Annotated in this window: 25 protein-coding genes and 1 riboswitch; of the genes, 23 read left to right on the top strand and 2 right to left on the bottom strand. The window is 44.8% G+C overall.

Annotated elements, in window-relative coordinates:
- Positions 1 to 12 precede the first annotated feature (12 nt).
- Both nirD and NSU18_RS30375 read left to right on the top strand, forming a co-directional pair.
- Positions 13 to 357: a nitrite reductase small subunit NirD gene (nirD, locus tag NSU18_RS30370; protein ID WP_341150837.1), complete on the top strand. Its 345-nt coding sequence runs from the start codon at positions 13 to 15 to the stop codon at positions 355 to 357.
- Between the two features lie 19 nt (positions 358 to 376).
- Positions 377 to 1,195, top strand: coding sequence for a formate/nitrite transporter family protein (locus NSU18_RS30375; protein WP_341150838.1), 819 nt, complete (start codon positions 377 to 379; stop codon positions 1,193 to 1,195).
- A gap of 79 nt (positions 1,196 to 1,274) precedes the next feature.
- Here NSU18_RS30375 and NSU18_RS30380 read toward each other — a convergent pair whose 3' ends face one another.
- Complete coding sequence (locus tag NSU18_RS30380; protein WP_341018052.1) at positions 1,275 to 2,144, bottom strand: AraC family transcriptional regulator; 870 nt, start codon at positions 2,142 to 2,144, stop codon at positions 1,275 to 1,277.
- A 122-nt stretch (positions 2,145 to 2,266) separates the two neighbouring features.
- On the opposite strand from NSU18_RS30380, the gene NSU18_RS30385 reads away from it, so the two are divergent.
- From NSU18_RS30385 to NSU18_RS30455, 15 genes are all read left to right on the top strand, one after another.
- Positions 2,267 to 3,454, top strand: coding sequence for an MFS transporter (locus NSU18_RS30385; protein ID WP_341150839.1), 1,188 nt, complete (start codon positions 2,267 to 2,269; stop codon positions 3,452 to 3,454).
- A gap of 87 nt (positions 3,455 to 3,541) precedes the next feature.
- Complete coding sequence (locus tag NSU18_RS30390) at positions 3,542 to 4,147, top strand: cysteine hydrolase family protein (protein ID WP_341150840.1); 606 nt, start codon at positions 3,542 to 3,544, stop codon at positions 4,145 to 4,147.
- Between the two features lie 197 nt (positions 4,148 to 4,344).
- On the top strand, positions 4,345 to 4,965 hold the full coding sequence (locus tag NSU18_RS30395; RefSeq protein WP_341150841.1) for an NAD(P)-dependent oxidoreductase: 621 nt from the start codon (positions 4,345 to 4,347) through the stop codon (positions 4,963 to 4,965).
- Between the two features lie 781 nt (positions 4,966 to 5,746).
- A riboswitch (purine riboswitch) is annotated at positions 5,747 to 5,848 on the top strand.
- 204 nt (positions 5,849 to 6,052) lie between these two features.
- Positions 6,053 to 6,880, top strand: a complete 828-nt coding sequence (locus NSU18_RS30400; protein ID WP_341150842.1) for a hypothetical protein — start codon at positions 6,053 to 6,055, stop codon at positions 6,878 to 6,880.
- A 182-nt stretch (positions 6,881 to 7,062) separates the two neighbouring features.
- Complete coding sequence (locus NSU18_RS30405) at positions 7,063 to 7,314, top strand: PqqD family protein (RefSeq protein WP_341018059.1); 252 nt, start codon at positions 7,063 to 7,065, stop codon at positions 7,312 to 7,314.
- Between the two features lie 2 nt (positions 7,315 to 7,316).
- Positions 7,317 to 8,042: a CPBP family intramembrane glutamic endopeptidase gene (locus NSU18_RS30410; protein WP_341018061.1), complete on the top strand. Its 726-nt coding sequence runs from the start codon at positions 7,317 to 7,319 to the stop codon at positions 8,040 to 8,042.
- A 4-nt stretch (positions 8,043 to 8,046) separates the two neighbouring features.
- Positions 8,047 to 8,538, top strand: coding sequence for a hypothetical protein (locus tag NSU18_RS30415; RefSeq protein ID WP_341018063.1), 492 nt, complete (start codon positions 8,047 to 8,049; stop codon positions 8,536 to 8,538).
- Positions 8,539 to 8,558: 20 nt separating this feature from the next.
- A complete protein-coding gene (locus tag NSU18_RS30420) occupies positions 8,559 to 8,834 on the top strand; it encodes a hypothetical protein (protein WP_341150843.1) in 276 nt (91 codons plus the stop codon).
- Positions 8,835 to 8,851: 17 nt separating this feature from the next.
- Positions 8,852 to 9,706: an inositol monophosphatase family protein gene (locus NSU18_RS30425; protein ID WP_341150844.1), complete on the top strand. Its 855-nt coding sequence runs from the start codon at positions 8,852 to 8,854 to the stop codon at positions 9,704 to 9,706.
- Between the two features lie 30 nt (positions 9,707 to 9,736).
- Positions 9,737 to 10,402, top strand: coding sequence for a dTMP kinase (tmk, locus tag NSU18_RS30430; RefSeq protein WP_341150845.1), 666 nt, complete (start codon positions 9,737 to 9,739; stop codon positions 10,400 to 10,402).
- Positions 10,389 to 10,928 (top strand): orotate phosphoribosyltransferase, encoded by a 540-nt coding sequence (locus NSU18_RS30435; protein ID WP_341018069.1) that lies wholly within the window; start codon positions 10,389 to 10,391, stop codon positions 10,926 to 10,928. The genes tmk and NSU18_RS30435 overlap by 14 nt, the downstream gene beginning before the upstream one ends.
- Before the next feature lie 348 nt (positions 10,929 to 11,276).
- Positions 11,277 to 11,453 (top strand): hypothetical protein, encoded by a 177-nt coding sequence (locus NSU18_RS30440; protein ID WP_341018071.1) that lies wholly within the window; start codon positions 11,277 to 11,279, stop codon positions 11,451 to 11,453.
- Positions 11,454 to 12,494: a TrpB-like pyridoxal phosphate-dependent enzyme gene (locus tag NSU18_RS30445; RefSeq protein WP_341018072.1), complete on the top strand. Its 1,041-nt coding sequence runs from the start codon at positions 11,454 to 11,456 to the stop codon at positions 12,492 to 12,494.
- Entirely contained in the window at positions 12,491 to 13,459 is a 969-nt protein-coding gene (locus NSU18_RS30450) for a pyridoxal phosphate-dependent aminotransferase (protein ID WP_341018074.1), read from the top strand. Before NSU18_RS30445 ends, NSU18_RS30450 begins: the two co-directional genes overlap by 4 nt.
- Positions 13,456 to 14,679, top strand: coding sequence for an MDR family MFS transporter (locus NSU18_RS30455; protein ID WP_341018075.1), 1,224 nt, complete (start codon positions 13,456 to 13,458; stop codon positions 14,677 to 14,679). The genes NSU18_RS30450 and NSU18_RS30455 overlap by 4 nt, the downstream gene beginning before the upstream one ends.
- Positions 14,680 to 14,912: 233 nt before the next feature.
- Here NSU18_RS30455 and NSU18_RS30460 read toward each other — a convergent pair whose 3' ends face one another.
- A complete protein-coding gene (locus NSU18_RS30460; RefSeq protein WP_405115098.1) occupies positions 14,913 to 15,632 on the bottom strand; it encodes a Crp/Fnr family transcriptional regulator in 720 nt (239 codons plus the stop codon).
- A 425-nt stretch (positions 15,633 to 16,057) separates the two neighbouring features.
- On the opposite strand from NSU18_RS30460, the gene NSU18_RS30465 reads away from it, so the two are divergent.
- The 6 genes from NSU18_RS30465 (at position 16,058) to NSU18_RS30490 (ending at position 25,490) form a co-directional block, all read left to right on the top strand.
- The gene (locus NSU18_RS30465; protein ID WP_341018076.1) at positions 16,058 to 16,888 is read left to right on the top strand and encodes an alpha/beta hydrolase; all 831 of its coding nucleotides are present in this window, start codon (positions 16,058 to 16,060) and stop codon (positions 16,886 to 16,888) included.
- Positions 16,878 to 17,402 (top strand): GNAT family N-acetyltransferase, encoded by a 525-nt coding sequence (locus NSU18_RS30470; protein ID WP_341018077.1) that lies wholly within the window; start codon positions 16,878 to 16,880, stop codon positions 17,400 to 17,402. Before NSU18_RS30465 ends, NSU18_RS30470 begins: the two co-directional genes overlap by 11 nt.
- A gap of 476 nt (positions 17,403 to 17,878) precedes the next feature.
- Positions 17,879 to 20,500 carry a bifunctional acetaldehyde-CoA/alcohol dehydrogenase gene (adhE, locus tag NSU18_RS30475; protein WP_341018078.1) on the top strand — a complete coding sequence of 874 codons (2,622 nt, stop codon included), beginning with the start codon at positions 17,879 to 17,881 and terminating at the stop codon, positions 20,498 to 20,500.
- Positions 20,501 to 20,761: 261 nt separating this feature from the next.
- Positions 20,762 to 23,023 (top strand): formate C-acetyltransferase, encoded by a 2,262-nt coding sequence (gene pflB, locus NSU18_RS30480; RefSeq protein ID WP_341018079.1) that lies wholly within the window; start codon positions 20,762 to 20,764, stop codon positions 23,021 to 23,023.
- A gap of 121 nt (positions 23,024 to 23,144) precedes the next feature.
- Complete coding sequence (pflA, locus tag NSU18_RS30485; RefSeq protein WP_341018080.1) at positions 23,145 to 23,882, top strand: pyruvate formate-lyase-activating protein; 738 nt, start codon at positions 23,145 to 23,147, stop codon at positions 23,880 to 23,882.
- A gap of 201 nt (positions 23,883 to 24,083) precedes the next feature.
- A complete protein-coding gene (locus NSU18_RS30490) occupies positions 24,084 to 25,490 on the top strand; it encodes an extracellular solute-binding protein (RefSeq protein WP_341150846.1) in 1,407 nt (468 codons plus the stop codon).
- Positions 25,491 to 25,542: the final 52 nt, after the last annotated feature.

The raw sequence follows: 25,542 nt of genomic DNA on the forward strand, positions 1-25,542 counted from the left end.
GGAGAGAGCATAATGGAACGGAGCAATCGGGAATATACGATAGGCGCAGTGGAAGATTTCATGCTGCAGATCGGCCGGGTAGTTCATGCGGGAGAGGTCGAATTAGCGATATTCCGTACATCGAACGGCGCAGTCTATGCGGTACGCAACCACAGTCCCCATCCGAAGGGCGGTCCGCTCGCAGAAGGAATCGTATCAGGCTATTATTTATATGATCCGCTGCATGACTGGAAGATCGACCTTCGCACCGGAGAGGTTCAGGCACCGGACCGGGGGCAGGCAGAAGTCTATCCGGTTACCGTAGAGGGCGGAGTTGTTAAGGTCACTCTGCCTGCGGCAGTAACAACCCTAAATTAAAGGAAGAGCAGGTGCGGATATGTTTACGCAGAGCGTAGAGAATATCGTTGAGACAGCCGTAGGGAAACGCGACAAAATGAATGAGAGCCTGCCCAAATATTTTTTGGCGGCCCTCCTGGCAGGCGCATATGTGGGTATTGGTATTATTCTGATCTTCTCACTGGGGGCACCGCTGGCGGCGATCAAGTCACCGTTCCAGCCGCTGATTATGGGAGCATCCTTCGGGATTGCCTTGACCTTGATTGTATTCGCAGGCTCAGAGCTGTTTACAGGTAATAATATGTTCTTCACGGTAAGCACGCTTGCCGGGAGAACTACAGTCTGGGACACGGTGAAGAACTGGGTGCTGGTATTCCTCGGCAATGTGGCCGGTGCTGTGGTGCTGGCGCTGTTGATTCAGGGATCGGGCCTCTTCAAGGCAGCGCCTGCAGAGCATCTGATTTTTGCCGCCGCCGCCAAAAAGATGAGCCTGCCGTTCTCAGAGCTGTTCTTCCGAGGCATCCTCTGTAACTGGCTGGTCTGCCTGGCACTGTGGATGTCCTCCCGCGCCAAGAGTGAAACGGCGAAGCTGGTCCTAATCTGGTGGTGTCTGTTCGCCTTCATTGCGAGCGGATATGAACACAGTGTGGCGAACATGACGCTGCTCAGTGTAGCCGTGCTGCTGCCGAATCATCCAGAGACGGTGAGCATCGCCGGTTGGTTTCACAACATGATTCCTGTTACGCTTGGCAACATTATCGGCGGCGGTGTCTTTGTCGGAATGGCTTACTGGCTGATCTCACCTGTGCGAACTCCGCGTAACGTATCTGCTCCTCCTCAGACTAAGAAAGCAAGCTAGATAGGAATGGCCCCGCAGCGGTTTCATGGCTGCGGGGCTTTTCATGTGAGGAAGGAAATCCGCCATCTGACAGAGTTCATTAATGAATAGTCTTTTTATATTCCATGGGCGTCATTCCGATCTTTTTCTTGAATAGCTGATGAAAAAACTTCATGTCATGATATCCTACCGCTGCAGCAATCTCAGCTATACTCTTGCTGCTTTCTGATAAGTAACGGCATGCAGCCTCCATGCGGATATTTTGCAGGTAATTTGTAAAGCTCATTCCAGTATGGCTCTGAAACAGACGACTGAAATGCCTTTGACTTAGATTTGCTTTGTCAGCAAGTTCACTAATCTTAAGCGAACCAGAGAAATTTGAATTTACAAATACAATAGCTTCGTGGACGGCTTCCCATTGCGGCTTCTCTGTATAGACCTTATCACTTTGCAACCGGTGCCGGAATAGGCCAATTAATAATTGCACGAGCAGAGCCGAAAGGGCTGCGAGATATCCCGGCGGCTTGGCCGAGAATTCACGGTATAGCTCCCGAAACAGAAAATGATAAGTAGCATCCGAATCTTTCATGGAGAACCAGGGGATTTGTTCATTTAAGAAATATTCACAGATGTCTTTGGTTTGCGGGAAATTGGATTGAAGCTCCGACAAGTATTCTACCGGAAACAAACAATTGAATACAACGAGAGGATCGCCATTCTTGAATGTTTTGGGCCGGTACACATGGCTTGCTCCAACCGGAATGAATACTACAGTCCCTTGCTCAATCGGAAGCGCCTCATCATTTATGTAATGTACCCCCGTACCTTCACTGATATAGGTTATTTCAATAAAATCATGTGCATGGGTGCTCAGCTCAAAGGTTTCATATACCCGGTTTACACTGATCGGCACACCCGGTTCAAAGCATCCGTCTCCAGACATAATAAATGCACTAGATTTAATGTCCATGGTTATTCCCCCTTTTCTGTCCTGTTCGCCCTATAGTTATGTCTTTAACACCCCACATCTTGATCTCTCCCATACCTTACAATATATTAAGAAATTTAAATACTTGCAAAGGGAGTTAACAGATGAGGAAAAATGTATTATTAGTTATTGCCTTATTTATTGCCACATTGAATTTACGTCCAGCCATTAATTCCGTAGCTCCCCTACTGGAGGATATCAGGGTTGATCTTGGAATGAGCGCGGCATTAGCCAGCTTGCTGACTTCAATTCCTGTCCTTTGTATGGGACTATTCTCGCCATTTGCAGCGAAGGCAAGCAGCAGATGGGGGATTGAACGGATTATAGGATATTCTTTATTGATTATTGGAGTAGGGACAATCATTCGCTTATTTACTCATTCGGCTAATGTTCTTCTCTTATCTTCATTAATTGCGGGAATAGGTATTGCCACTATAGGGCCTCTAACTTCAGGTTTTATTAAAAAACATTTCCCGTCCCACGTACCCTCCGTCATTGCTGTTTACAGCATAGCATTAACGATAGGCGCCGCTTCAAGCACGATGCTTTCAGGTCCAGTTCAGGAATACTTCCAATCATGGCAGAAGGCGATTGGATTATGGGCGATGCTTGCTTTTATTGCTGCGATGCTCTGGTGGGTATTGGTTAAACCGGGTTCTGCAAAAACGGTTAAAGCCTCAGGAGGTCCGAAAATGTCCTTGCCTTGGAATAATAGACGGGCCTGGGTGCTTACTCTTTCCTTTGGTTCGATGGCTATGTTAATGTATGCATTTACAGCCTGGCTTCCGTTAATCATACAGGAGATGGGGTATTCCAAGTCATATGCATCTCTATGCCTAACTGTATTTGTTCTCGTTCAAATCCCGGTTAGCTTTATCCTTCCTGTGATGCTGAAGAAATTCCCTTCAAGACGGCTATGGATGCTGACGGAATCCTTCATCGTGCTCGCAAGCTTGATATTATTAATTTCAGGTACATTACCGGTTGTCTCCGCTTTGCTGTTTGGGCTTGGAGCGGGAGGCTTATTTATACTGAATCTTTTATTACCCATGGATGCTACCAGCACTGCTGGCGAAGCTACCTCTTGGTCAGCCATGCAGCAGTCTGCCGGATACGTAATTGGTGCAACGGGTCCCATCCTTCTGGGCTGGATTCATGATGCATCTAATAGCTTTTCTTTTGCTTTAATAGGGATGATTCTAATTAATATTATCATGTTCTTCATTCAAATCGCTGCAACGCAAAAGCAGGGGGCAGACCGTTCCCTTAGTGATTCCAACTTAGCGGCCTAACAGGAATGGTTGATACACTCCGAGAGGTTATGAAAGGATGATAATCGCATGCCGCCATACACTGAACCCCATTGGAACCAATGTGCATTGGTTACGATTGATACTCAAAATGACAATTCGTTATCCGGATCAAAAGCGGAGGTAGCAGGAACTCCAGAAATTCTGCCGGCGATGAGGCGGCTTGCGGAAGCATACCGCCAAGCACAATTGCCTATCGTACATGTCATTCGTCTGTATAAAGAGGATGGTACCAATGTTGATATCTGCCGCAGGGATGGTTTTGAAAAGGGCAGTACTTTGGTATTGCCGAATACGGCCGGGGCAGAATTAGTGAACGAAATCAAGCCTCTACAGAGTCCGCTTCTAGACAGTGAACTGCTCCTCGAAGGGCATTTTCAACAGTTGGGACCGTATGACTGGGCAATGTATAAACCGCGGTGGGGGGCCTTTTATCAGACCCGACTTGAAGAGTTTCTCACTCAGCAGAAGGTTGATACCTTAGTTTTTGCCGGATGCAATTTTCCAAACTGCCCGCGGACAAGCATGTATGAAGCCAGTGAACGGGATCTCAGAGTGGTGATGGCCGTTGACGCCATATCCGGGGTATACGATAAAGGGGTTGAAGAGCTAAAGAACATCGGAGTAGCGGTATTAAGCTCAGGTGATATTATCAGGCAAATAACTCATTTATAAGAATGAAGCTTTCAGCGTTGAAAAAAGAGCCAGAAAAGAGCCGATCAAGAATCGGCTCTTTTCTATTACTGCGTTTCCCTGCATTACTCGAACAAGCTGCTGCCTGGCCATGGACTCGCATATCCAGTTGTAATCTGGTAACTTTGCGGCCTAAAATGAATGAGTGATAGGAGATACACTCTAGGAGGTTATTTCATATGAATATATTGGTTCTTGGTGCCACCGGCCGGGTGGGAAGCCACATTGTTACCCATGCTCTTCAGGATGGACACCATGTGACCGCGCTGGCCCGTACGCCGGAGAAGGTTCAACCTCTCCATGCCAACCTGACGATTATCGAAGGTAACGTTCTTAATCAAGATGATGTTACCCGGGCAGTGCAGGGAAATGATGTAGTGATTAGTGCATTGAACACCGACGGGACAACCACGCTTACAGACAGTATGCCTTTTATTATCGGAGCTATGTATGAGGAAGGGATAGAGCGCTTTATTACCGTGGGAACTGCGGGCATTCTTCAAAGTGAGCTTTCCCCGGAACTCCTGCGTTACCAATCCAACGAATCTAAACGCAGGTCTACATGTGCTGCAGAAGAACATGAACGAGCCTATCGCATGCTGGAGCGATCAGCTCTGAAATGGACCATTGTGTGCCCAACCGCTCTGCTGGACGGAGAACGCATGGGGACCTATCGTGTAAGACAAGACATTCTGCCCGCAGGGGGTACTGAAATATCTGTAGCGGATACAGCGGAATTCACCTATAGTCAAATTGATGCTGGCGATTTCATCAGATCCCGTGTCGGTATAGCCTACTGATCAAGTAATCTATTTAGAAAATGAACGGTGGAGAGGGCTTATATGGCAAGCTTTAACCATTTTGGGGCACTATTCGAAGAACAGGATTCCCGCGGGGCGGAATGGGTGGATATCACTAGAATAACCCTCGATTTAGCTTCTCCGTTAGCCGTACATGCTGCTAAGTTCCTTAGGGTGAGGAGCTGCCTTTAACGCCAGAATATTATGATGATTGGGAAGTAAAAGGTACATAGGATGTGCTGCTAGTAGCTCATCAGTCTTTAAACTGTGGATACAACCTTTTGAGTTTGACTCGTGCCTCTTCAGTAGTAAATTGCCAATCCACACCTTTTTGAGAAGCGCACTCCTTGTAATTCTTTCTGTTGCTCCGGGTTCAAACAGACCGCAAATTCACGTTGTTTCATGGTCGATACCTCTTTTTTTCTTCACTATATCATGTCTACCAAAAGTTAACTATTTTAAATCTGATAAGGTACTAGTGTGAATCTGCCTAGTAGGATGTGATTGGTTGCACCAATCACATATCCAGAAGACTGTTGGTATCACCTATAGGTAATAAAATATTTAGATATGCTAGATTGGCATAAAATTTGGGATACCCAATCCCCTGAATGATTAATGGAAGCCAGTCTGTAAAGTCCATATTCTAATAGCCTTTTGCCTCCATTAAGATAATTATTGTATTAACAGATGAGTTGTGGAGAAAATTTATTCACAAATATTTATTATTTTATACTATTTGAAACTATTTACTTTTAAATCAATATAATGGTAGTATATTACCAATTAATTGAATAACTCTCATATATACTCAGGGATATGGCCTGAACGTTTCTACCGGATAACCGTAAATTATCTGACTATGGGGGATCACATCAATACGAAATCATGCTATATTTCTTCGCGAGATTTGCATCTATGTTTAATCATCATGTCCTTGTGTCTAAATGAAGTTATGTATTTTATTGAACGGGATTCCTTATGGAATTCCGTTTTTTTGCGCTGTTGTCTGATAAAAAACATTAAATATCTATAGTGATTATTCTTATAACAACGAATTTAGATTAATTAGAAGGAGGTTAGCAATTTGCAAATCGCTGCAGAACAAATTTTGCTCCAACCGGAGCAGATACTTAATTATTTACATGGTTTGGAACTGAATGATGGTTATGTATATGTTTCAGGTTCGTTAATGGAGGGTTTTGGAAACCAGACCTCAGATGTTGATGTGTATGTTATTTGTAATGTAATTCCTGAAGATTTTTCCATTGGTTATGATAATTCAGGTGAAAGTTATCTATGGGAAGGAAAAACACTGGTACGTAATCTGATTCATGAGCAGGTTCGTTTTGACTTCGAATATTGGACCCTAAAAGATTTTAATAATGCCGTGCGGCAACTGCAGGAGTTCGATATTAATAAAATTAATCATATTGAACGTATTTCAGACTCGGATATTGTTCTGCTACACCGTTTAAAGTATGCTAGGCCGCTCATAAACATTGAAGGGTTCCTGGAATTTTACTCTACGGTTCCCTTTGAGAATCTTGGATTCTATCAGGCAGTGACCTTGTCTGAGCGGTTTACTTCATTTGTTGAAGATATTCAAGGAGCTTTATTATCTGAAGATTTTGGTTCAGCCTTTTTTATGGTCCGTAGATTGGTAGAATTGGCAACTGTTTCTCATCTGGCGATTCACGGGGAAACGAATCCAAATCTTAAATGGATGTATAGAAAATTATTGCGTTACCAAGAGCAAAGCGAAGATCGTGATCTTTTAGAAAAATATATGTATTTCCAAACTCATTCGTTTGAACAGAGTTCAGTAAAAGTGTTTATTAAAAAAGCAATGAGATTTGCTCAGGATTTAAACTCTAGAACTCAGCTAGCTCTTCAGGTAAGACAAAGAGCTTAACATACAGATTACGTGAATAGTGTATTGAAAGGAGGTGATAGCCATGAAGAAATACAATGCTCCGAAGCTGAAGCAAGTGAAACTTACTCCAGGCATGATGAATTATTAATGAGATCATACAGGTAGAGATACCGGAAATGAACTTCCGGTATCTCTTACTTTCAGAAAGGAAAGTGATAGGGATGAAGCCAACCAGGGATGTTTTTGTTCAATATAGGGTAATCAAAGGAACCAAATTCATTATGAAGAATTACCATGTATTTGAATTGGATGAAATCGGTGAAATCGTCTGGGACGCTTTGGACGGTGAAACTACCGTACAGCAAATTGCAGAGAATATTTCAAATATTTATAATGAGCCTCTAGAAACTGTAGAGCTTGATATAAAACAATTTATTAAAGAACTGTTAGAGAAAGAGCTTATTGAGGTTTAATTATGAACAGAACGAAATGGTGTGCGATTGGAGCTGTATATATTCTTCTTACAGCAATACTTATTATTCATCCTAGACAAGAAACACTATATTTGTTGATTTTCACGCAAACTCAGTTATTGATTAATCTTAATGCCTACCGTATTCGTGATTCTGCCTTTAAAGGAGCGAATTGGGTGAGGAGATCAGTCTACTTTTTTTCGTATTTGATAGCATATAGTTTTTTTTCAAGTCCTTCATTAGAGAAAGGAAATTTAATCATATCTTTTTCACTTGCTCTGCTGGCGGGATTAATATTTCTGATTCCCAGGTTTGGTGAGATTAAGCCGTTTTACAACAAAGATTTGACACTTTTCTTCCCCCCCTTGAGTTTAAATGCAGCTTGTTTGGAGGTGTATTCATACCTCTGTTCCGCAGTCCTGCAGGAATTGTATTACAAAGCATTTGTAATAGCTTTATTAATGCCATTGACCGGAGCTGTAGCAGCTGTAATAATCTCCGCTTTACTGTTCGTATTTGATCATCTGGTCCATGCAAGGTCATCAACTTTCAAGCTTCCTGATTATCTAGCACAATTTGTAATGGGTCTGTGTTCAGGATTGCTCTATGTATACAGTGGGTCGGTGTGGGTTGCTGTTTTGGTGCACTTTACCTTTAATGCACCACTTGCTTTCTCCTACTTATATCGGTATGGAGTAACCATGAGAATGAATATGAAGGTGGACTAAACGAGTGAAGATAAAAGGGGTAATAAAGTTAAAGTATGGTGAGAATCCTCATCAGACAGCTTCCTGGGAATGTCATCAAAACGCTATGCTGTCTGAGGGTTCAAATCTTTCGCTAAACGATATCAATAATATCAATACAGGGTATTCGCTGCTTCAATATTTTGCACAACCAGCTGCCGTCATAATAAAACATGCGAATATTGCAGGGTTATCAGCGGGCTCATCTTTCTCCGTACGGTGGAAGAATGCAACTGCAACCGACCATAGGGCAGCCGAAAATGGTATTTTGATGGTCAATCACCAACTGACAGCAGATCATATGCGTGAAATCGAAGCTTATCCCTTTGATGGTGTTGCAGCACCCTCCTTTGAAGAAGGAATATCTAGCAGTCTACGGTTGTTGACTATGAGAGCAAGTGTTTGTTCTAATTTAAGGCGTATTGAAGCCATTGATCTGCTTGATGGCACGAGACTTATTCAAGATACTGCGCAGTGATCGTAAAGGGGGGGCGCACTTTGGCAGTGGCTGCCGGACATCAGTATGGAGTCACTGCAGTAGAGCATGCAATCCACAAAGCAATTTATCATGCACATACTACTGATTTTACTCATGCTGTTATAGCGGTTGATGGTAATTTTCCGCATGAAATTCCGGTTCAACAAATCATAAAAGCGAATATTTCTGCATTCAATCTTCCAGGTTATTCCTCTAATGATGAGGTGTTGCTTAACCAATTTGAAAAGACCGGTTGTACAATTCTTTTCTCAAAGGAACGGTGCTTCTTGCACTAAAAAAAGTAGGTGAGATCATGACAGACAGCATGGAACAAGTCGAAGATATTATCAGGGAGTGCACCAAATTGGGCTATGCTCTTAAACAAGTGGCATGCCTGAATCAAAGATCATTATTTAATGTTCAAGAAGTTAACGCGTACGGTGAAAGAAGTCTGATGATTGATCTCATACTTGAAGAGCTTTGTGTAAACTTCTTTAAAGGTATTCCATCTATCCGCAATATCATTAGTGAAGAAAGCGGATATCTCGATTTCAACCGGGGCCGGTTTACTGTCATCCTTGATCCGCTTGACGGAACCAAGAATTTTACTATGGGGTTGTCCTATTATGCTTGTTCAATAGCTATCTTAGATGAGAACGGTCATGTACGTGGATCATATGTCATTAATCTGGCTAATGGCCATGAATATACTGCTATTAAAGGAGTAGGTGCCTTTCGAAACGGACAGCCTATTCATACAATGAAACATCAGCATCTTAATCAATGCGACGGCATTTTTGTTGGATTGGCCAAGACTGAACGTGAACTGCAAGCTATGAAAAGAGTAATTCTTCAACTGAAGAGTTACAGGGCTATGGGATGTGCGGCACTGGATCTCTGTTGTGTGGCAATTGGCGCCGCTTCTGTTTTTGTGGATATTAGTTTTACGGCAAAACTGGTTGATGTTTTGGCCTCCTCCCTGATTCTTGAGGAAGCAGGTGGTCGAGTTACCACTGAAAATGGAATTTCCATTACGCAACTGACGGCACAGGGAAACATCAGGAGGATCACGCTTCAGCAGAAATTTTGTACCTTTGGAGCAGCTAATGCTGCTTTACAGGAGGTTTTAATGGATACATCCAGATTGCAGAGACCTATACAGCAATAAATACTAATTAACGTTAGAGGAGGTCAATCTATGTTTCCCGCGCTTAATCCGATTTCCAACGATGAATATCAGGGCAGACTATTCGTATTTGATGGTGTTGACGGTGCAGGAAAGACCACAATGATCGAAATGCTTGCAGAAAAGCTCCGCAAAGAAGGCAAGCAGGTGCTATTGACTATGCAGCCAACGCCGGAAATGCGCCAGCTCCATATTTTCAGAACGTATATTTATGAACCTGAAAAACGTCATCTTGTAGATTATAACGCCTTGCAGATGTATATGTTCGCAGATCGAAAGCAGCACTATAGAGAAATTATTGAGCCTGCCTTGCAAGAGGGGATTTACGTAATCAGTGATCGTTATATTTATACAATGCTAGCAACAATGATTGCTCGCGGACATTCCCCGGAGCCGTGGCTTATTGAGCTACTTCCATCTATTCGCCAGCCGCATGTGGCATTTCTTATGGATGTCGATCTGGAAACGAGTGTTGAAAGAATACAACAACGCAAAAGCTTTGAAGACTCCTTTGTCGAACGGGAACATCTGTTGAAGAGTCTGACCAGCTACCGGACTGTGGGTGAACATTTTGGAATGCATATCATTTCATCAGCGAACTTAGGAATTGACGCTGCATTTGCCGAAATCGGAGCTATTGTGGATAACTTAGAGGCGGTCGATCATGGAGCGTCTTAAAAAACTCGTTTCTCAATCTATCGTTTATGAACCCATATCCCGTCGTTCCGGAGGTAGATGTGACGTCTACGTGGATTCTGCGCATTTACTATACCATCCAGAGGTTTTAACTCTTGCAGCCGAGAAGATGCTTAGTATTGCGTATGAACGGAGAGCCACGCATATTGGAGGCGAAGCAACTTCTGCCTTGCCTCTTATCGGTGCAATTATGACTTTAAGTGTTTTAAGAGGACAACAATTGCATGGCTTCATGATCCGCAAGAAGCTTAAATCTTACGGAAAATCCAGCCTGATTGAGGGCGATTTGCCTTCAGGCAGCCGTGTGTTGCTGATTGACGATGTGACAGGAAGAGGTTCAGCGGCTGTAAGATGTTGCAAAATTTTGCGTGAATTAGCGGTTACGATAGTAGGGTATTCATCTATTGTTGATCGTCAAGAACAAGCGGAATTTATTTTGCATGAGCAGTTCGGAGTAGACTTACTTCCGCTTATTTTAATAGATGAATGTCAGAGGGTGCAACTATGACGGATCAGGCAGTGGGAATTATAGGTGGTAGCGGACTTTATCAACTGCTAGAGCAGAATATGTCTTTTAAGGCAACAACATCATATGGGAAACCCTCCTCAGACATACAGTGGTATTAGCTCGGGAACGCGGAATGTGCTATATGTCCCTCGGAGTCGTTACAGATATGGCTTGTGTACTGAACAGCCAGGTACATCCTGAACTGCCGTCTACCCATGAAGAGGTTGTTACAAGCTTTGCAACCTCCATAGAGAGAATGATGACAGTTTTGGAAGCTGTGCTGGAAATAACGGAACCCGAACAACACAAGTGCGCTTGTGCTACTTCTTTAAAAGGAGCTCATGGCTAATGGTTAATCAATGGCTTAATGTACGTAGTATGCTTACAGAGGAGCAGCTGCATCAGATCTATAAATATGAAGAGATGGAAGAATACCTGAAATATCACCCAGCCCAGGTTGTTGAGCATGGTGTATCTAAAGAGCGATGGATCGACATTCCACAGCCGATTCTTCAAAGCTATTAAATGGTTGGCCGCCAAACGCCATTGCATCGAGCATATCGCTTGGAACAAGCTTTTGAGACAACCAACAGAATCTATATCAAACGTGAAGATACACTGAGTAATGGAAGTTTCAAAATCACCTCAGCTCTACCACAGGCTTATTATGGTTCAACGGAGGGGAAAGTGTCTGTAATTACCGAAACAGGTGCGGGTCAGACAGGTGTAGCAGCAGCACTTGCTGCAAAGTTAACTGGTTTGAATTGCAAAGTCTATATGGTTCGCAGTTCTTATGAATTAAAGAAGTTGAGAAGGCTGATGATGGAAACATATGGTGCTGAAGTAGTCGCTTCTCCAAGTAGTTTAACTGGAGCAGGAAGAGCATTTATAGCAAAAGGAGAAAATAATGGATCGATTGCTTTTGCAACATCTGAGGTATTGGAGGAAATAGCACTTTCAAAAGGTAGTATGAACATTGCAGGCTCATTATTTGATTTTGTGCTTACATATAACACTGTTATTGGTTTGGAAGTGATTGAACAACTCTCCACTAACCATATTGAACCGGATATTGTGATCGGTTGTGTGGGCGGTGGCAGTTCATTCGGAGGATTTGCTCTGCCTATTGTCGATTATTATGGAGATCGGTTGGAACGGGTAATATGTACGGAATCCTCAGCCATACCAACGCTCACCAGGGGGGTATACGACTATGATTATGCAGATGGAGAAGGCGGAGGCAGTAAGTTGCTTATGTATTCCCTAGGTTACGATTTTAATCCGCCCTCGATGCATGCTTCTGGTTTACGGTATCATGCTGCTGCGCCGATCGTATCCCACTTTGTCAATCAAGGCATCATTGAAGCTCAGGCCTTTGATGAGGCGGAGGCCATGGCCTCCGCAGTGGAGTTTGCAAGAATTGAAGGGATTATTGCTTCTCCAGAAAGCTCCTATACCATATATGGCATTAAGAAAATTTGCAGTCAGTATGAGAATAAAAACATAGTCGCCTTGCTTACAGGAAACGGCCAGTTGGATCTCGAATCCTACGGCGGCTTTTTATGATCCGGATGCATCTTAATGAGAACCCGTTAGTTGATCAGAGTTATTGCCGTTATCCTGATCCGGGGTATGAACAGCTACGAAGCTTGCTTCGTTTGCAGTTTGGTCTACGCGATACGGAGGTCCTGATCGGTAACGGGTCGACGGAAATTATCTCAACTATTTTTCTATGGGCTCATTTGAATCACAAGAAAATATTGTTTCCATGGCCATCTTATATATTATACCAAGAGTTAGAGAGGGTTTACAACGCCGATGTAATCAGAATCCCAGTTGGCCTAGGAGAATGGGATGTAGATCAAATCGCTGAAGTGGTGCCGGAGAATTCGCTATTAATTTTGTGTAATCCCAATAATCCCACGGGCAGATATGTGACTAGGAAAGATATACTAAGGCTTCTCTCCAGTCTGCCGGACTCAACTACGATTCTATTGGATGAGGCCTATATTGAATATATAGATGTACGTGAAATAGGAGATGATTGTTTTACAATAGATGAGTTACTATATTCGAATTGTATTATCGTACGGACATTTTCTAAATTTTATGCTCTTGCAGGTTTACGGATTGGATATGCCCTGCTTCATCCTGAATTATTCAGAACTTTACGCCCTTATCTGCAATTATGGAATGTGAATATTCCGGCTATTGAAAGGGCGGTAGTTTGTCTCCAAGATAAGAATCGTTATATGGAAGGCAGGCAGCAGACTATACAATTGCGGGAGATCCTTCAAACAGCTCTTGAACAAGCAGGATTTTTCGTATTACCTTCACAGACCAACTTTTTATGTTGTTCACATCCACAGATAGATTTGTGGACAGCAAACTGGAAAAAAGAAGGTTATTATGTTAATCAATTAATTCCATATGCTGATTCTGAACTGAGATCCTATGTCAGGTTATCGGTAGAAGACACCAAGGTTATGAAGAGGTTTATAGAGCTTATTAAACAAGAGCGGAGGATATGATGAGAAGAATCTTCAAAATACTCTCATACTATGAGGTAGCAATATGGATACGTTTTTTCGGCTCGGCTATTACATCAATTACAAATTTTATGCTTCGTCCGTTTCTCATCTTATATCTATATGACCGTTTGGAAGGAACAGTTATAGTACCGTTATTGATTGTAGGTCTCCAGCCGCTAGCCAGTATTGCAGTAAGTTTAATAGGCGGAGGAATTTCAGATCGTTTTGGGCGTAAGCCAGTGATGGTAGCTTCATTACTGGTTCAGGCTATGACGATGACCGGATTTATATTTGCGGATTCAGTTTGGGCATTTGCAATTCTCAGCTTTTTGAACGGATTTGGTGTGCCACTCTTTGTTCCTGCAGCAAATGCACAAATTGCCGATATTGTACCGCCGGATAAAAGGGCCGAGGTATTTGCCTTGCTGCATACTGCATTTAACGTAGGTCCAGCCATTGGACCTTTACTTGGATTGGCGGTATTTGCTTGGAATCAGGCTGTTGTATTTGCAATTGCATCTGCTGCATTTGGTCTATATACTTTAATTGTATGGTGGAAAATCCCCGAGACTTTACCGCAAAGGGAAGTAATAAATATTAAACAAAAGGTTCCAAGATTGTCTTGGATAGACAATAAAAAACTTTATCTTTTTACACTTTTCGCCGTTCCCGTCGGTTTACTTTATTCGCAGGTTGAAACGACGCTTCCTCTTCACCTTAAAGATAACTTTGTAAATCATACGTCAATTCTAGCAGTGCTGTTCACCGTAAATGCTGTTCTGGTAATGAGCTCCAATATCTGGATTGCTAAGAAATCAGAGAATAAGTCCTCTAAAAATATGATAACTATAAGCTATATTTTGTTTGCACTGGTCAGCTTTGGATATGGTTATTCACCAAGCTTTCTTACACTCATTATTGTTGAAATCATCTTCTCCTTATCTGAAATGATTGGAATTAATCACTTGCAGAAATATGTATCTTTAATGGCTCCTTTAGATAAACGCGGACGATATTTCTCCATATTCGGAATGTATATGCAGATTCCCCGTTTGATTGGTCCCACTATTTGCGGTTTTGTTTTAGCTAAATTTGGTGGGGGAGTTATGTTCCTCCTTCTAAGCGCTTTACTCCTGCTAGGAGGTTTAATGCAGTATATACATATGGGTAAGTCTAATCAACAGGGAAATCAAGCGAGCAATATGATAAACGTTTCGTAATCCGCAGAATTCCTCTTTTGAATTATCTGTTTTATCAGGACAGATAATTCAAAAGAGGTTTTTTATGTTTTGTATTCCTAAATGAAATATCCGTCTGAAGGAATCCTATCAATGTAGATCAGTTCATCCTGGAATGAAAAAAAGACGCCGGACAGGCGCCTTGACCACTCTATTAAATTTATTGGGTCAGATATGTTTCAATGAGGTGAATAGAGGGTATTATTGATAGGAAATTAAATTCGGCAAATTTCATTGGGACATAATTCGCAGTGGCAGATTTCCTGCAGCATCGCCAGATCCTTGATGACAATCATGCCGTTCTCATACTCTACCGCATCTTTTTTACGCAGATCACTTAGCATCCGGTTAACGCTCTCGCGGGTAGCGCCGATCATGTTGGACAGATCTGTATGCGTGATTTTTTTGTTGATGAGAATGCTGTCGCCCGTCTTCTCACCATAGGTGTTGCCAAGACGGATCAGTGTGGAGCAGAGTGCGCCCGGTTTGCCGTACATCATCAGATCGCGGAATTTCGTCTGGGTGAGACGGTGATGAATCCCCATCCACTTCATGAAGTCGATGGCGAAGTCACAGTGCTGGCAGATCAGAATCTCCAGATCCTTCTGCTCGATCACGCCAACTTCACTCTCTTCAATGACTTCGGCTGTGAAGCTGTGCTTCGTGCTGAAGAACGGGTCAGCCTGACCGACCATGTCGCCGGCCTGATACATATACAGAATCAGTTCTTTGCCTTCGTCTGTAGATTTGGTTAATTTCACACGTCCACGCTTGATATAAAACAGTTTATCCGAAAAATCGCCTTCCCAGAACAGGTGTGATCCTTCAGGGACTACGCGTTCCTTCATGGTGACCAGCAGGCGGTTAAAGTTCTGCTCGGAGAAACAGTTTGTATTGCCGCGGGCTTCGATAACATTATAATGTTCCTTTATCATAATCGACATCCCCTTTATTCCCTCAGTTTTTCAGTAAATTTTAAATTAATTATACCTTGAAATTCCTCTTTATGGGTAAAAATTTTCCCTTAAAAGTGTCGAATTTTTAACATTGTGATAATTTTCACTTCATTTGTGTGAGATTGCTTACGTTTTTGCCCTGAAAAGAGTTCCTGTTCCTGTGTTATAGGATATTATAGCAGCTCCCCCTCTGTTCTGGATAATTCTCGAGAGGGAGCTGCTTTTTTGGTTTCCCGCAGGGTAATGATGTCCGTACAAATGCCTGAAGTTCAATCCATCAGCCTTGCAGCGGATCTGGTGATATCCGGATTGCATGAATTGTAAGAGCTTGATAGAATGGCCCTTGAGGAACTTTTTCCTCTATTATCTATTCTATTTATAGAAGGAAAGCTTGAGGGATGATAATGGAAACGTTGTTGCTATGGCCTAAAGGGGTGCCAGGAGCGCTGGGAACCAGCGAAGAGGATCAGCCTGCGATTACACCTTATTTAGTGGAAGGCAAGGGGAATGCTGCTGTGCTGGTCTGTCCGGGAGGCGGGTACGCCATGCGAGCCGACCATGAAGGCGGTCCTGTTGCGGAGTGGCTGAATACGCTGGGCATCTCCGCCTTCGTACTGCGCTACCGTGTAGCGCCTTATCAATACCCGAGTGCGCTCCAGGATGCGCAACGGGCGCTGCGTACGATCCGCTTCCGCGCGGACGAATTCGGCATTGACCCGGACCGTCTCGGCATTATGGGCTTCTCGGCAGGTGGACATCTCGCTTCTACCGCCGGGGTATCTTATGATCTGGGCAATCCTGATCACCCGGAGCCATTGGAGCGGCTATCCAGCCGTCCTGACCGCCTGATTCTATGCTACCCGGTCATCTCGATGACCGAAGGGGTTACACATCAGGGCTCGAAGGAGAATCTGCTGGGAGCTGTTCCCGGTGCAGAGTTGTCGCTTAAGCTCAGCAGCGAGTTCCAGGTAACCCCGGACACGCCGCCAACGTTCCTCTGGCATACCTCGGATGATGATTATGTCCCGGTAGAGAACAGCCTGTTGTTTGCTGCAGGGCTTAGCCGTCATAAGGTTCCATTCGATCTGCATATCTATGCACACGGCGTACACGGTCTGGGCCTAGCCCCTGAAGAGCCGCACACTAAGACTTGGACGGATGCCTGTGGCTCATGGCTGCAATTGCAAGGGTATACCCGAGCCCCAGGAAAAGCGGGTACATATTATGGAGCTTAGATTTCTACAAGTGACTACAGCGGAAGAAACCGCTGAGGTTGCCCGATTGGCTGCAGAAATATGGCAAGAATATTATGTCTCCATTATTACCATCGAGCAGATTGATTACATGATTGAAAAGTTCCAATCGGCTCCCGCGATAACGGATCAAATCCATCATCAGGGCTACGAATATTACTTGATCCATAATGGCGATGGCTCTATTGCCGGATATATGTCGGCCAGAGAAGAAGATGGCAAGCTCTTTTTGAGTAAGTTCTATATCGGCAAGGAGTACAGGGGGCGCAGCTATGCCAGTCAAGCGTTGGCCTTCCTGGAGAAGCTGTGTGAGGACCGTAATCTGACTCATATCTGGCTGACAGTCAATCGTGACAACGAATCCAGTATTGTGGTATATAAGAAAAAAGGCTTCCGTATCCTACGGGAGCAAATGGCGGATATCGGCAATGGATTCGTCATGGATGATTTTATTATGGAGAAAGAAATTCCGGTTTTTAGAGGGATTTACAGCTAATATAAGCCGTCCGGCGCAATATGCTCAGGATGAAACACTATAAAACCAGTCTAACGCGGGAAGTTTGTGTGGGCTGGTTTTTATTTAGCAGAAAAAATCCATACAAATGGACATAAAGAGATTTATATTTATATTCACCCTGTCAGAGTTATTCTATAGAAGAGTGCCGGATGAGCCGAAGTGACGGCTTGGCATTCATGAGCAGAATTACTGAAACCCACCCGGCTTCATAAGGTTGAGATGGGTCATCAACGCTACAACTGGCCGTATTGCGTTCGCAGATTAGACAAATATTAATTAAATAATACATATAATATGGAAAAGATACCGGTAAATGATCGAATGAAAGCGCTTTGAAAACAACTCAAAAAAAACTTTAAACTTTGTGAAAGATTTCACTATACAAGGTGAAAAGGATGTGCTAAGATAAATGTATAGAAAGAAACAACCTAAAAATTGACAGGAGGACGAGGGAGATGGCAGTTAAAAACGAAGTCGCCGCCCAAGTGAAACAAACCACCGCTGAAGAGTATATTCAGGTTTTGGTGGATAAAGCAAAGAAAGCCCACGAAGCGTTCATGGGCCTGGACCAAGAGCAGACAAACACAATCGTTCATGCAATGGCGCTGGCCGGACTCGACAAGCATATGTACCTGGCAAAACTGGCAGTTGAAGAAACAGGACGCGGAGTATACGAAGACAAAATCACGAAGAACATCTTCTCCACTGAATATATCTGGCACGGAATTAAGTACGACAAGACTGTAGGCGTTATTGAGGATAACGCTTATGACAGCTTCCAGAAGATTGCTGAACCAGTCGGAATCATTATGGGTATCACACCGGTAACCAACCCAACATCCACCACGATGTTTAAAGCTTTGATTTCCGCTAAGACACGTAACCCTATTATATTCGGTTTCCACCCGTCAGCGCAAGAGTGCAGTGCGGCAGCAGCCAAAATTCTGCATGATGCAGGCGTAGCAGCCGGCGCACCTGAGAACTTCATCCAATGGATTGAGCTTCCTACGATGGACAAAACAAACGCATTGATGAACAATCCGGACGTTGCACTGATTCTGGCAACCGGCGGATCGGCAATGGTCAAGGCAGCTTACAGCTGCGGCAAGCCGGCACTCGGCGTAGGTCCTGGTAACGTGCCTGCCTTCATTGAGAAGAGTGCTGACATTGATCAGGCTGTAACAGACCTTATCCTGTCGAAGACTTTTGATAATGGTATGATCTGTGCTTCCGAGCAGGCAGTCATCATTGAAGAAGCCATCTTCGATCAAGTGAAGAAGAAAATGATTGCGAACGGCTGTTACTTCGTTAACAAAGAAGAAGCTGCCAAGCTGACCAGCGGCGCAATGAACGTAGAGAAATGTGCGGTTAACCCGGCTATCGTTGGCCAATCGGCTGTGAAGATCGCTGAAATGTGCGGCATTCAGGTTCCGGCCGGAACGAAGATCCTGGTAGCTGAGCTTGAAGGCGTAGGTACTAAATATCCATTGTCTGCTGAGAAGCTGAGCCCGGTTCTGGCTTGCTACAAAGTGAAGAATGCTGACCAGGGTATCGAACGCGCAGCTCAAATCGTTGAATTTGGCGGCATGGGCCACAGCTCAGCTATCCATTCCAATAATGAAGAAGTCATCATGAAGTTCTCCAACCGTCTGCAGACCGGACGTATTCTCGTCAACTCGCCATCTACACATGGCGCAATCGGCGATATTTACAACACCAATATCCCTTCATTGACACTTGGCTGCGGATCTTACGGACGCAACTCGGTATCGCAGAACGTGACTGCCATCAATCTGATCAACGTGAAAAGGGTGAACCGTCGTACCGTGAATATGCAATGGTTTAAAGTACCTGACAAGATTTACTTCGAGAAGGGGTCCACTCAGTACCTGGCCAAAATGCCTGATATTACACGCGTAGCTATTATCACTGACCCTGTGATGGTGAAGCTGGGATATGTAGAAAGAGTTGAGCACTATCTGCGTCAACGCCAGACTCCTGTAGCAATCGAAGTGTTCTCGGAAGTTGAACCTGATCCGTCGACTACTACAGTGGAAAAAGGTACAGCTATGATGAACAGATTCCAGCCGGACTGCATCATCGCACTCGGGGGCGGTTCCCCAATGGATGCTGCCAAGGGCATGTGGCTGTTCTACGAACATCCGGATGCAGACTTCAATGGTCTGAAGCAGAAGTTCATGGATATCCGCAAACGGGTATACAAATTCCCTAAGCTTGGCAACAAAGCGAAATTCGTTGCGATTCCTACAACTTCCGGTACAGGTTCCGAAGTAACCTCGTTCGCAGTTATCACAGATAAAACAACGGGGAATAATACTAAGTATCCGCTGGCTGACTATGAGCTGACTCCAGACGTAGCTATTATCGATCCTGAGTTTGTATACAGCTTGCCTAAAACCGCTGTTGCCGATACAGGTATGGACGTATTGACACATGCTATTGAAGCTTATGTATCAGTAATGGCCAGTGACTATTCCGATGGTCTGGCAATCAAAGCCATTCAACTGGTATTCCAGTGGCTGGAGAAATCCGCACTGCAAGGCGACAAGCTGGCCCGTGAGAAAATGCACAACGCATCGACACTTGCCGGTATGGCTTTTGCCAATGCATTCCTGGGGATTAACCACAGCTTGGCGCACAAATGGGGCGGACAGTATCACACCGCACATGGCCGCACCAATGCAATCCTGATGCCGCATGTTATCCGTTACAATGCCAAGAAGCCTACGAAGTTCGCTTCGTTCCCTAAATATTCTCACTTTGTAGCTGACGAACGCTATGCTGAGATTGCCCGTATTCTGGGATTGCCTGCACGCACTACCGAAGAAGGCGTAACAAGCCTGATCAATGCAATCCGCGATATGAACAAAAAACTCGGTATCGAAGAATCCTTCTCGGCGCTTGGCTTCGATCCTAAGGACTTCGAATCCCGTGTAGACTATCTGGCTGACCGTGCATTTGAAGACCAATGTACAACTGCCAACCCTAAAATGCCGCTGGTATCCGAGCTTGCTGATGTATACCGCAACGCATTCTACGGAAAATTCGATAACTAAGTAACGATTGCCTGACAAAGAATAAGGTTAAAGGTTAATATGGGACTGGATGGAAGTGACAAATATCACCGAAAGAGTGATATTTGTCACAGTCCTTTTTCAGAAAATAAACTAAAATGTTTATATAAACAACGGTCCCGGTTATGAAGATGCGATTGTGAATTTTATAACAACCATAGCTCATGGGATCACGAGACACGGGATCAACCTTCAAGCCCGCGATCTCTACAAATATACTAAATATAAATGGAGGGATTTAGCATGTCGGTGATTGAAAAAGAAGTACAAGAGGTTAAGTCTGGCTGGAGAAATTTCACAAAAGGTACATGGTCCAAGAAAGTTGACGTTAATAACTTTATTGCCAAGAACATCAAGCCTTATGAAGGAAATGAAGATTTCCTCGTAGGTCCTACCAGCAATACTACTGAACTGTGGAAGATTATCTCCCAGCTGAGTAAGGAAGAAAGAGAAAGAGGCGGCGTATGGGACGTTTCCCTCGATACTGTCTCCACTATCACTTCCCATGCTCCTGGTTACATTGACAAGGACAAGGAACAGATTGTCGGCGTTCAGACTGATGCGCCTTTCAGACGTTCCATCCAACCGTTCGGCGGTATCAAAATGATGATCGATGCTACTAAGGCTTACGGCTTCGAGCTTCCGCAGAATATCGTTGACATGTTCACGAACATCCGCAAAACGCATAACCAAGGCGTATTTGATGCATATACACCAGATATGAGAGCTGTGCGTAAATCCGGCGTAATCACAGGCCTTCCTGATGCTTATGGCCGCGGACGTATCATCGGCGACTACCGCCGTATTGCTCTGTATGGTATTGATTTCCTGATCAAAGATAAGAAGCAGCAACTGGCTGAGCTTGAAGTAGACTCCATGACAGAAGATGTTATCCGTCTGCGTGAAGAGCTGTCCGAGCAAATGCGTGCTCTGGGCGAACTGAAACAAATGGCTGCAGCTCACGGTATGGACATCTCCAAACCGGCTGTCAACTTCAAAGAAGCTACACAATGGGTATACTTCGGTTATCTGGCAGCTGTTAAAGAACAGAATGGTGCGGCAATGTCACTGGGACGTGTATCTTCCTTCCTTGATATCTACGTTCAACGCGACGTTGAAGAAGGTACTCTGACTGAAGAGCAAGCTCAAGAAATCGTTGACCATTTCGTAATGAAGCTGCGTATCGTGAAATTCCTGCGTACGCCTGACTATAACGACCTGTTCTCCGGTGACCCGACTTGGGTTACAGAATCCATCGGTGGTATGGCTGAAGACGGTACGACCCGCGTAACTAAGAACAGCTTCCGCTTCCTGCATACCCTGTACAATCTGGGACCGGCTCCAGAACCAAATCTGACTGTACTGTGGTCCGAGAAGCTTCCTGAAGGCTTCAAGAAATATTGTGCCAAGGTATCCATTGAGACCAGCGCTATCCAATATGAGAACGATGATGTAATGCGTCCATACTGGGGTGAAGATTATGCGATTGCCTGCTGCGTATCCCCAATGCGTATCGGTAAGCAAATGCAGTTCTTCGGTGCCCGTGCCAACCTGGCTAAGGCTCTGCTGTATGCGATCAATGGCGGTAAAGATGAGAAATCCGGCGTTCAGGTAGGCCCTGAATATCCTGCGATCACCTCTGAATACCTGGATTATGATGAAGTAATGAAACGTTTCAAACCAATGATGGAATGGCTGGCTAAGACTTATGTCAACACGCTGAACATCATTCACTATATGCATGACAAATATTCCTACGAACGTATCGAAATGGCGCTGCATGACCGCGACATTCTGCGTACAATGGCTTGCGGTATCGCCGGACTGTCCGTTGCTGCTGACTCCCTGAGCGCGATCAAATACGCTAAGGTTAAGCCAATCCGTAACGAAGAAGGCATCGCAATCGACTTTGAAACTGAGGGTGAATTCCCTTGCTACGGTAACAACGACGACGCTGTTGACAGCATCGCAGTTGAACTGGTTGAAACCTTCATGTCGATGATCCGCAAAAACAAAACATATCGTGACGCTGTACCTACTCAATCGGTACTGACTATCACTTCGAACGTTGTATATGGTAAAAAGACCGGTACTACTCCTGACGGACGTAAAAAAGGCGAACCATTCGCTCCTGGTGCTAACCCAATGCACGGACGCGACAAGAAGGGCGCCCTGGCATCCCTGAACTCTGTTGCCAAACTTCCTTACTCCGATGCACAGGATGGTATCTCGAATACCTTCTCCATCGTTCCTAAGGCACTGGGTAAAGACGAAGATTCCCGTAAGTCCAACCTGGTCTTCATGATGGACGGATATTTCCACAATAACGCTCAGCACTTGAACGTTAACGTATTTAACCGTGAGCAGCTGCTCGACGCTATGGATCATCCAGAGAACTATCCACAGTTGACCATTCGCGTATCCGGCTATGCTGTTAACTTCATCAAGCTGACCCGTGAACAACAGATGGATGTTATCAACCGTACATTCCACGATTCCATGTAAGATACGTTCATGTTCTGCAAGAACTGAAATGAACTAAAGAGCTGCCGCCCTTGCAAGAGGGCGGTACACTCTTGTCTGAAAGTGGTTAAAATTTTAAGTTTTTTTGAAAGGATGACATCTCATGCTTAAAGGACATATCCACTCTTTAGAAACCTTTGGAACGGTGGATGGCCCGGGTATCCGCTTCGTGCTTTTTATGCAGGGCTGCCTGCTCAAGTGTCAGTATTGCCACAACCCGGATACATGGGAATTGAATGAAGGCAAGGAAATGACCGTCGAGCAAGTGCTGGCGGAAATTGAGCCTTACCTGAATTATTATAAAACGTCCGGCGGCGGTCTGACCGTATCCGGCGGTGAACCAACTCTCCAGGCGCATTTTGTGAAGCAGCTGTTCACCGAGGTGAAGAAACGCTGGAATCTGCATACCACGCTTGATACTAACGGCTATAATGATGGTTCGAAAATCAGCGATCTGCTGGATGTTACCGACCTGGTACTCTTAGATCTGAAGCATATTGATGACGAAGCGCACATCAAGCTAACCGGCAAATCCAACGACCGTACCTTGAAGCTGGCCCGCTGGTTATCTGATAATAACCGTAAAATGTGGATTCGCCATGTCTATGTTCCCGGCATTCATAATAATGAAGAGGATTTACAGAATCTCGGACGGTTCATCGGCACCTTAAAGGGTGTGGAGAAGTTCGAAATCCTGCCTTATCACGTAATGGGGATCTACAAATGGAAAGAACTTGGCCGTCCCTATGAGCTTGAAGGGGTGGAGTCACCTTCCGATGAAGAAGTGCAGCGTGCGTACCGGCTGATTGAAGAGGGTCGTAAAGAGTCTGCATTGGTCTAATTAAATATAGTAATTATCAAAAGCGGAGCTTCTATTCTGAGGAGTTTCGCTTTTTTTTGTGTGTCAGGAAACCTAACTGATTTCGCTTTCATTAGAGGATTTTATCCCTATTGAAGATAAATCTTAACCTTACGATTACAAATGTGATTTTCTATAATTAGAGTTGTAAGGGAAATCATTAAATAGGGAGGGTCACCCGTAATGAGAAAAAGTCTAACACTGCTGTTGTCCCTGATGTTCGTCACCTCGGCGCTGCTGACTGGCTGCGGAGGTAACAAGAATAATGCTGCCAACAATAAAGGTGAGCCGGCGGCGACGGAAGAGGCTGCTGCTACCAATGCTGCCGCAACGGAAGAGCCTGCAAGTGCGGAGCCCTTTGAGATGACGATCCGTCATACTCAGGTTGGGGCAGACAAACAGAAACGATTGGCTATTCTGGAGGATGTGGTGGGCAAGGTGCAGGCGGATGTGCCCGGACTGACCTTCAAGCTTGATGGAGTAGATTCGGATGTGAACCGTAAGGAGAAGCTGCGCGGTGAAATGGCGGCCGGTAACCCTCCGGAGATCTTCGACCTGTTCGGCAGCCCGGATTCCAAGATCTATGCCAAAGAAGGCAAACTGCTGGACCTGACCCCGATCCTTGATGAATTAGGCATCAAAGACAAGTTCTCCAATCTGGACCCGTTCACCTATGAAGGTAAAATCTACGGCCTGCCGATCGGCGGCTCCGGTGAAGGCTTCTTCTATAATAAAGAATACTATACAAGCAAGGGCTGGAAGGCTCCATCGACCTTCGCCGAACTGGAGCAGCAGCTGGCCGATATTAAAGCGGATGGTAAAGTGCCAATGGCTGGTGCTTCCAAAGCAGGCTGGGTACCGCTGATGCTGGCCAATCATCTCTGGTCCCGTTATGCCGGACCGGATGTGACTGCGAAGTTCGCTACGGGTGAAGCGAAGTGGAATGATCCTAACGTAGTTAAGGGCTTGGCAAAATACAAAGAATGGGTCGATAAGGGCTACTTCAAGAAGGGCGAGCTGGGCTTCGAATATGCCGAATACACTACCCAGTTCACCAGCGGGGAAGCGATCCTGATGTATGACGGAACCTGGAAGTCTTCCGTGTTCAAAGCCGGCCAATCCGGCGAAGGTCTAATCGGCAAGGTCGGCTTCTTCAATATTCCGGCGGTTGAAGGCGGAGTGGGGGATCAGACAGCGCTAATGCGGGATGTGAACAACGGTTATGGCTTCTCCGCTTCGGCGGGTGAAGATGAGCGGCAGCTTGCAGCAGTGAAATCCTTCATTAAGAATATGTTTAATGAAGAGATGCAACTGCGCGGTCTGGTAGAGGACGGAGTTCTGCCTGCCATGAAGATTGATCAGGCAGTGCTGAACAAGAATATTACGGATGACCTAATGAGTGAGATTGTCGCAGTATTGAACAGCTCCAAGTCGTCCTTCCCGGCCTTTGACTCACTGGTGCAGGCAGATGTTACCACCGAGATCAGTAACATCCAGATCCAGAGCCTGATCGGCGGGCAGACGACTCCTGAGAAGATGGGCGAAGCGCTTCAGAAGATTCAGGAAGAGGCTAATGCGGCCGTGGAATAAGAAGCGGTGAACTATATGTGCCCTGGTGCTTGCTCCAGGGTGCATTTTTCAA

Source organism: Paenibacillus sp. FSL H8-0048 (assembly GCF_038002825.1).
GTDB lineage: Bacteria > Bacillota > Bacilli > Paenibacillales > Paenibacillaceae > Paenibacillus_AQ.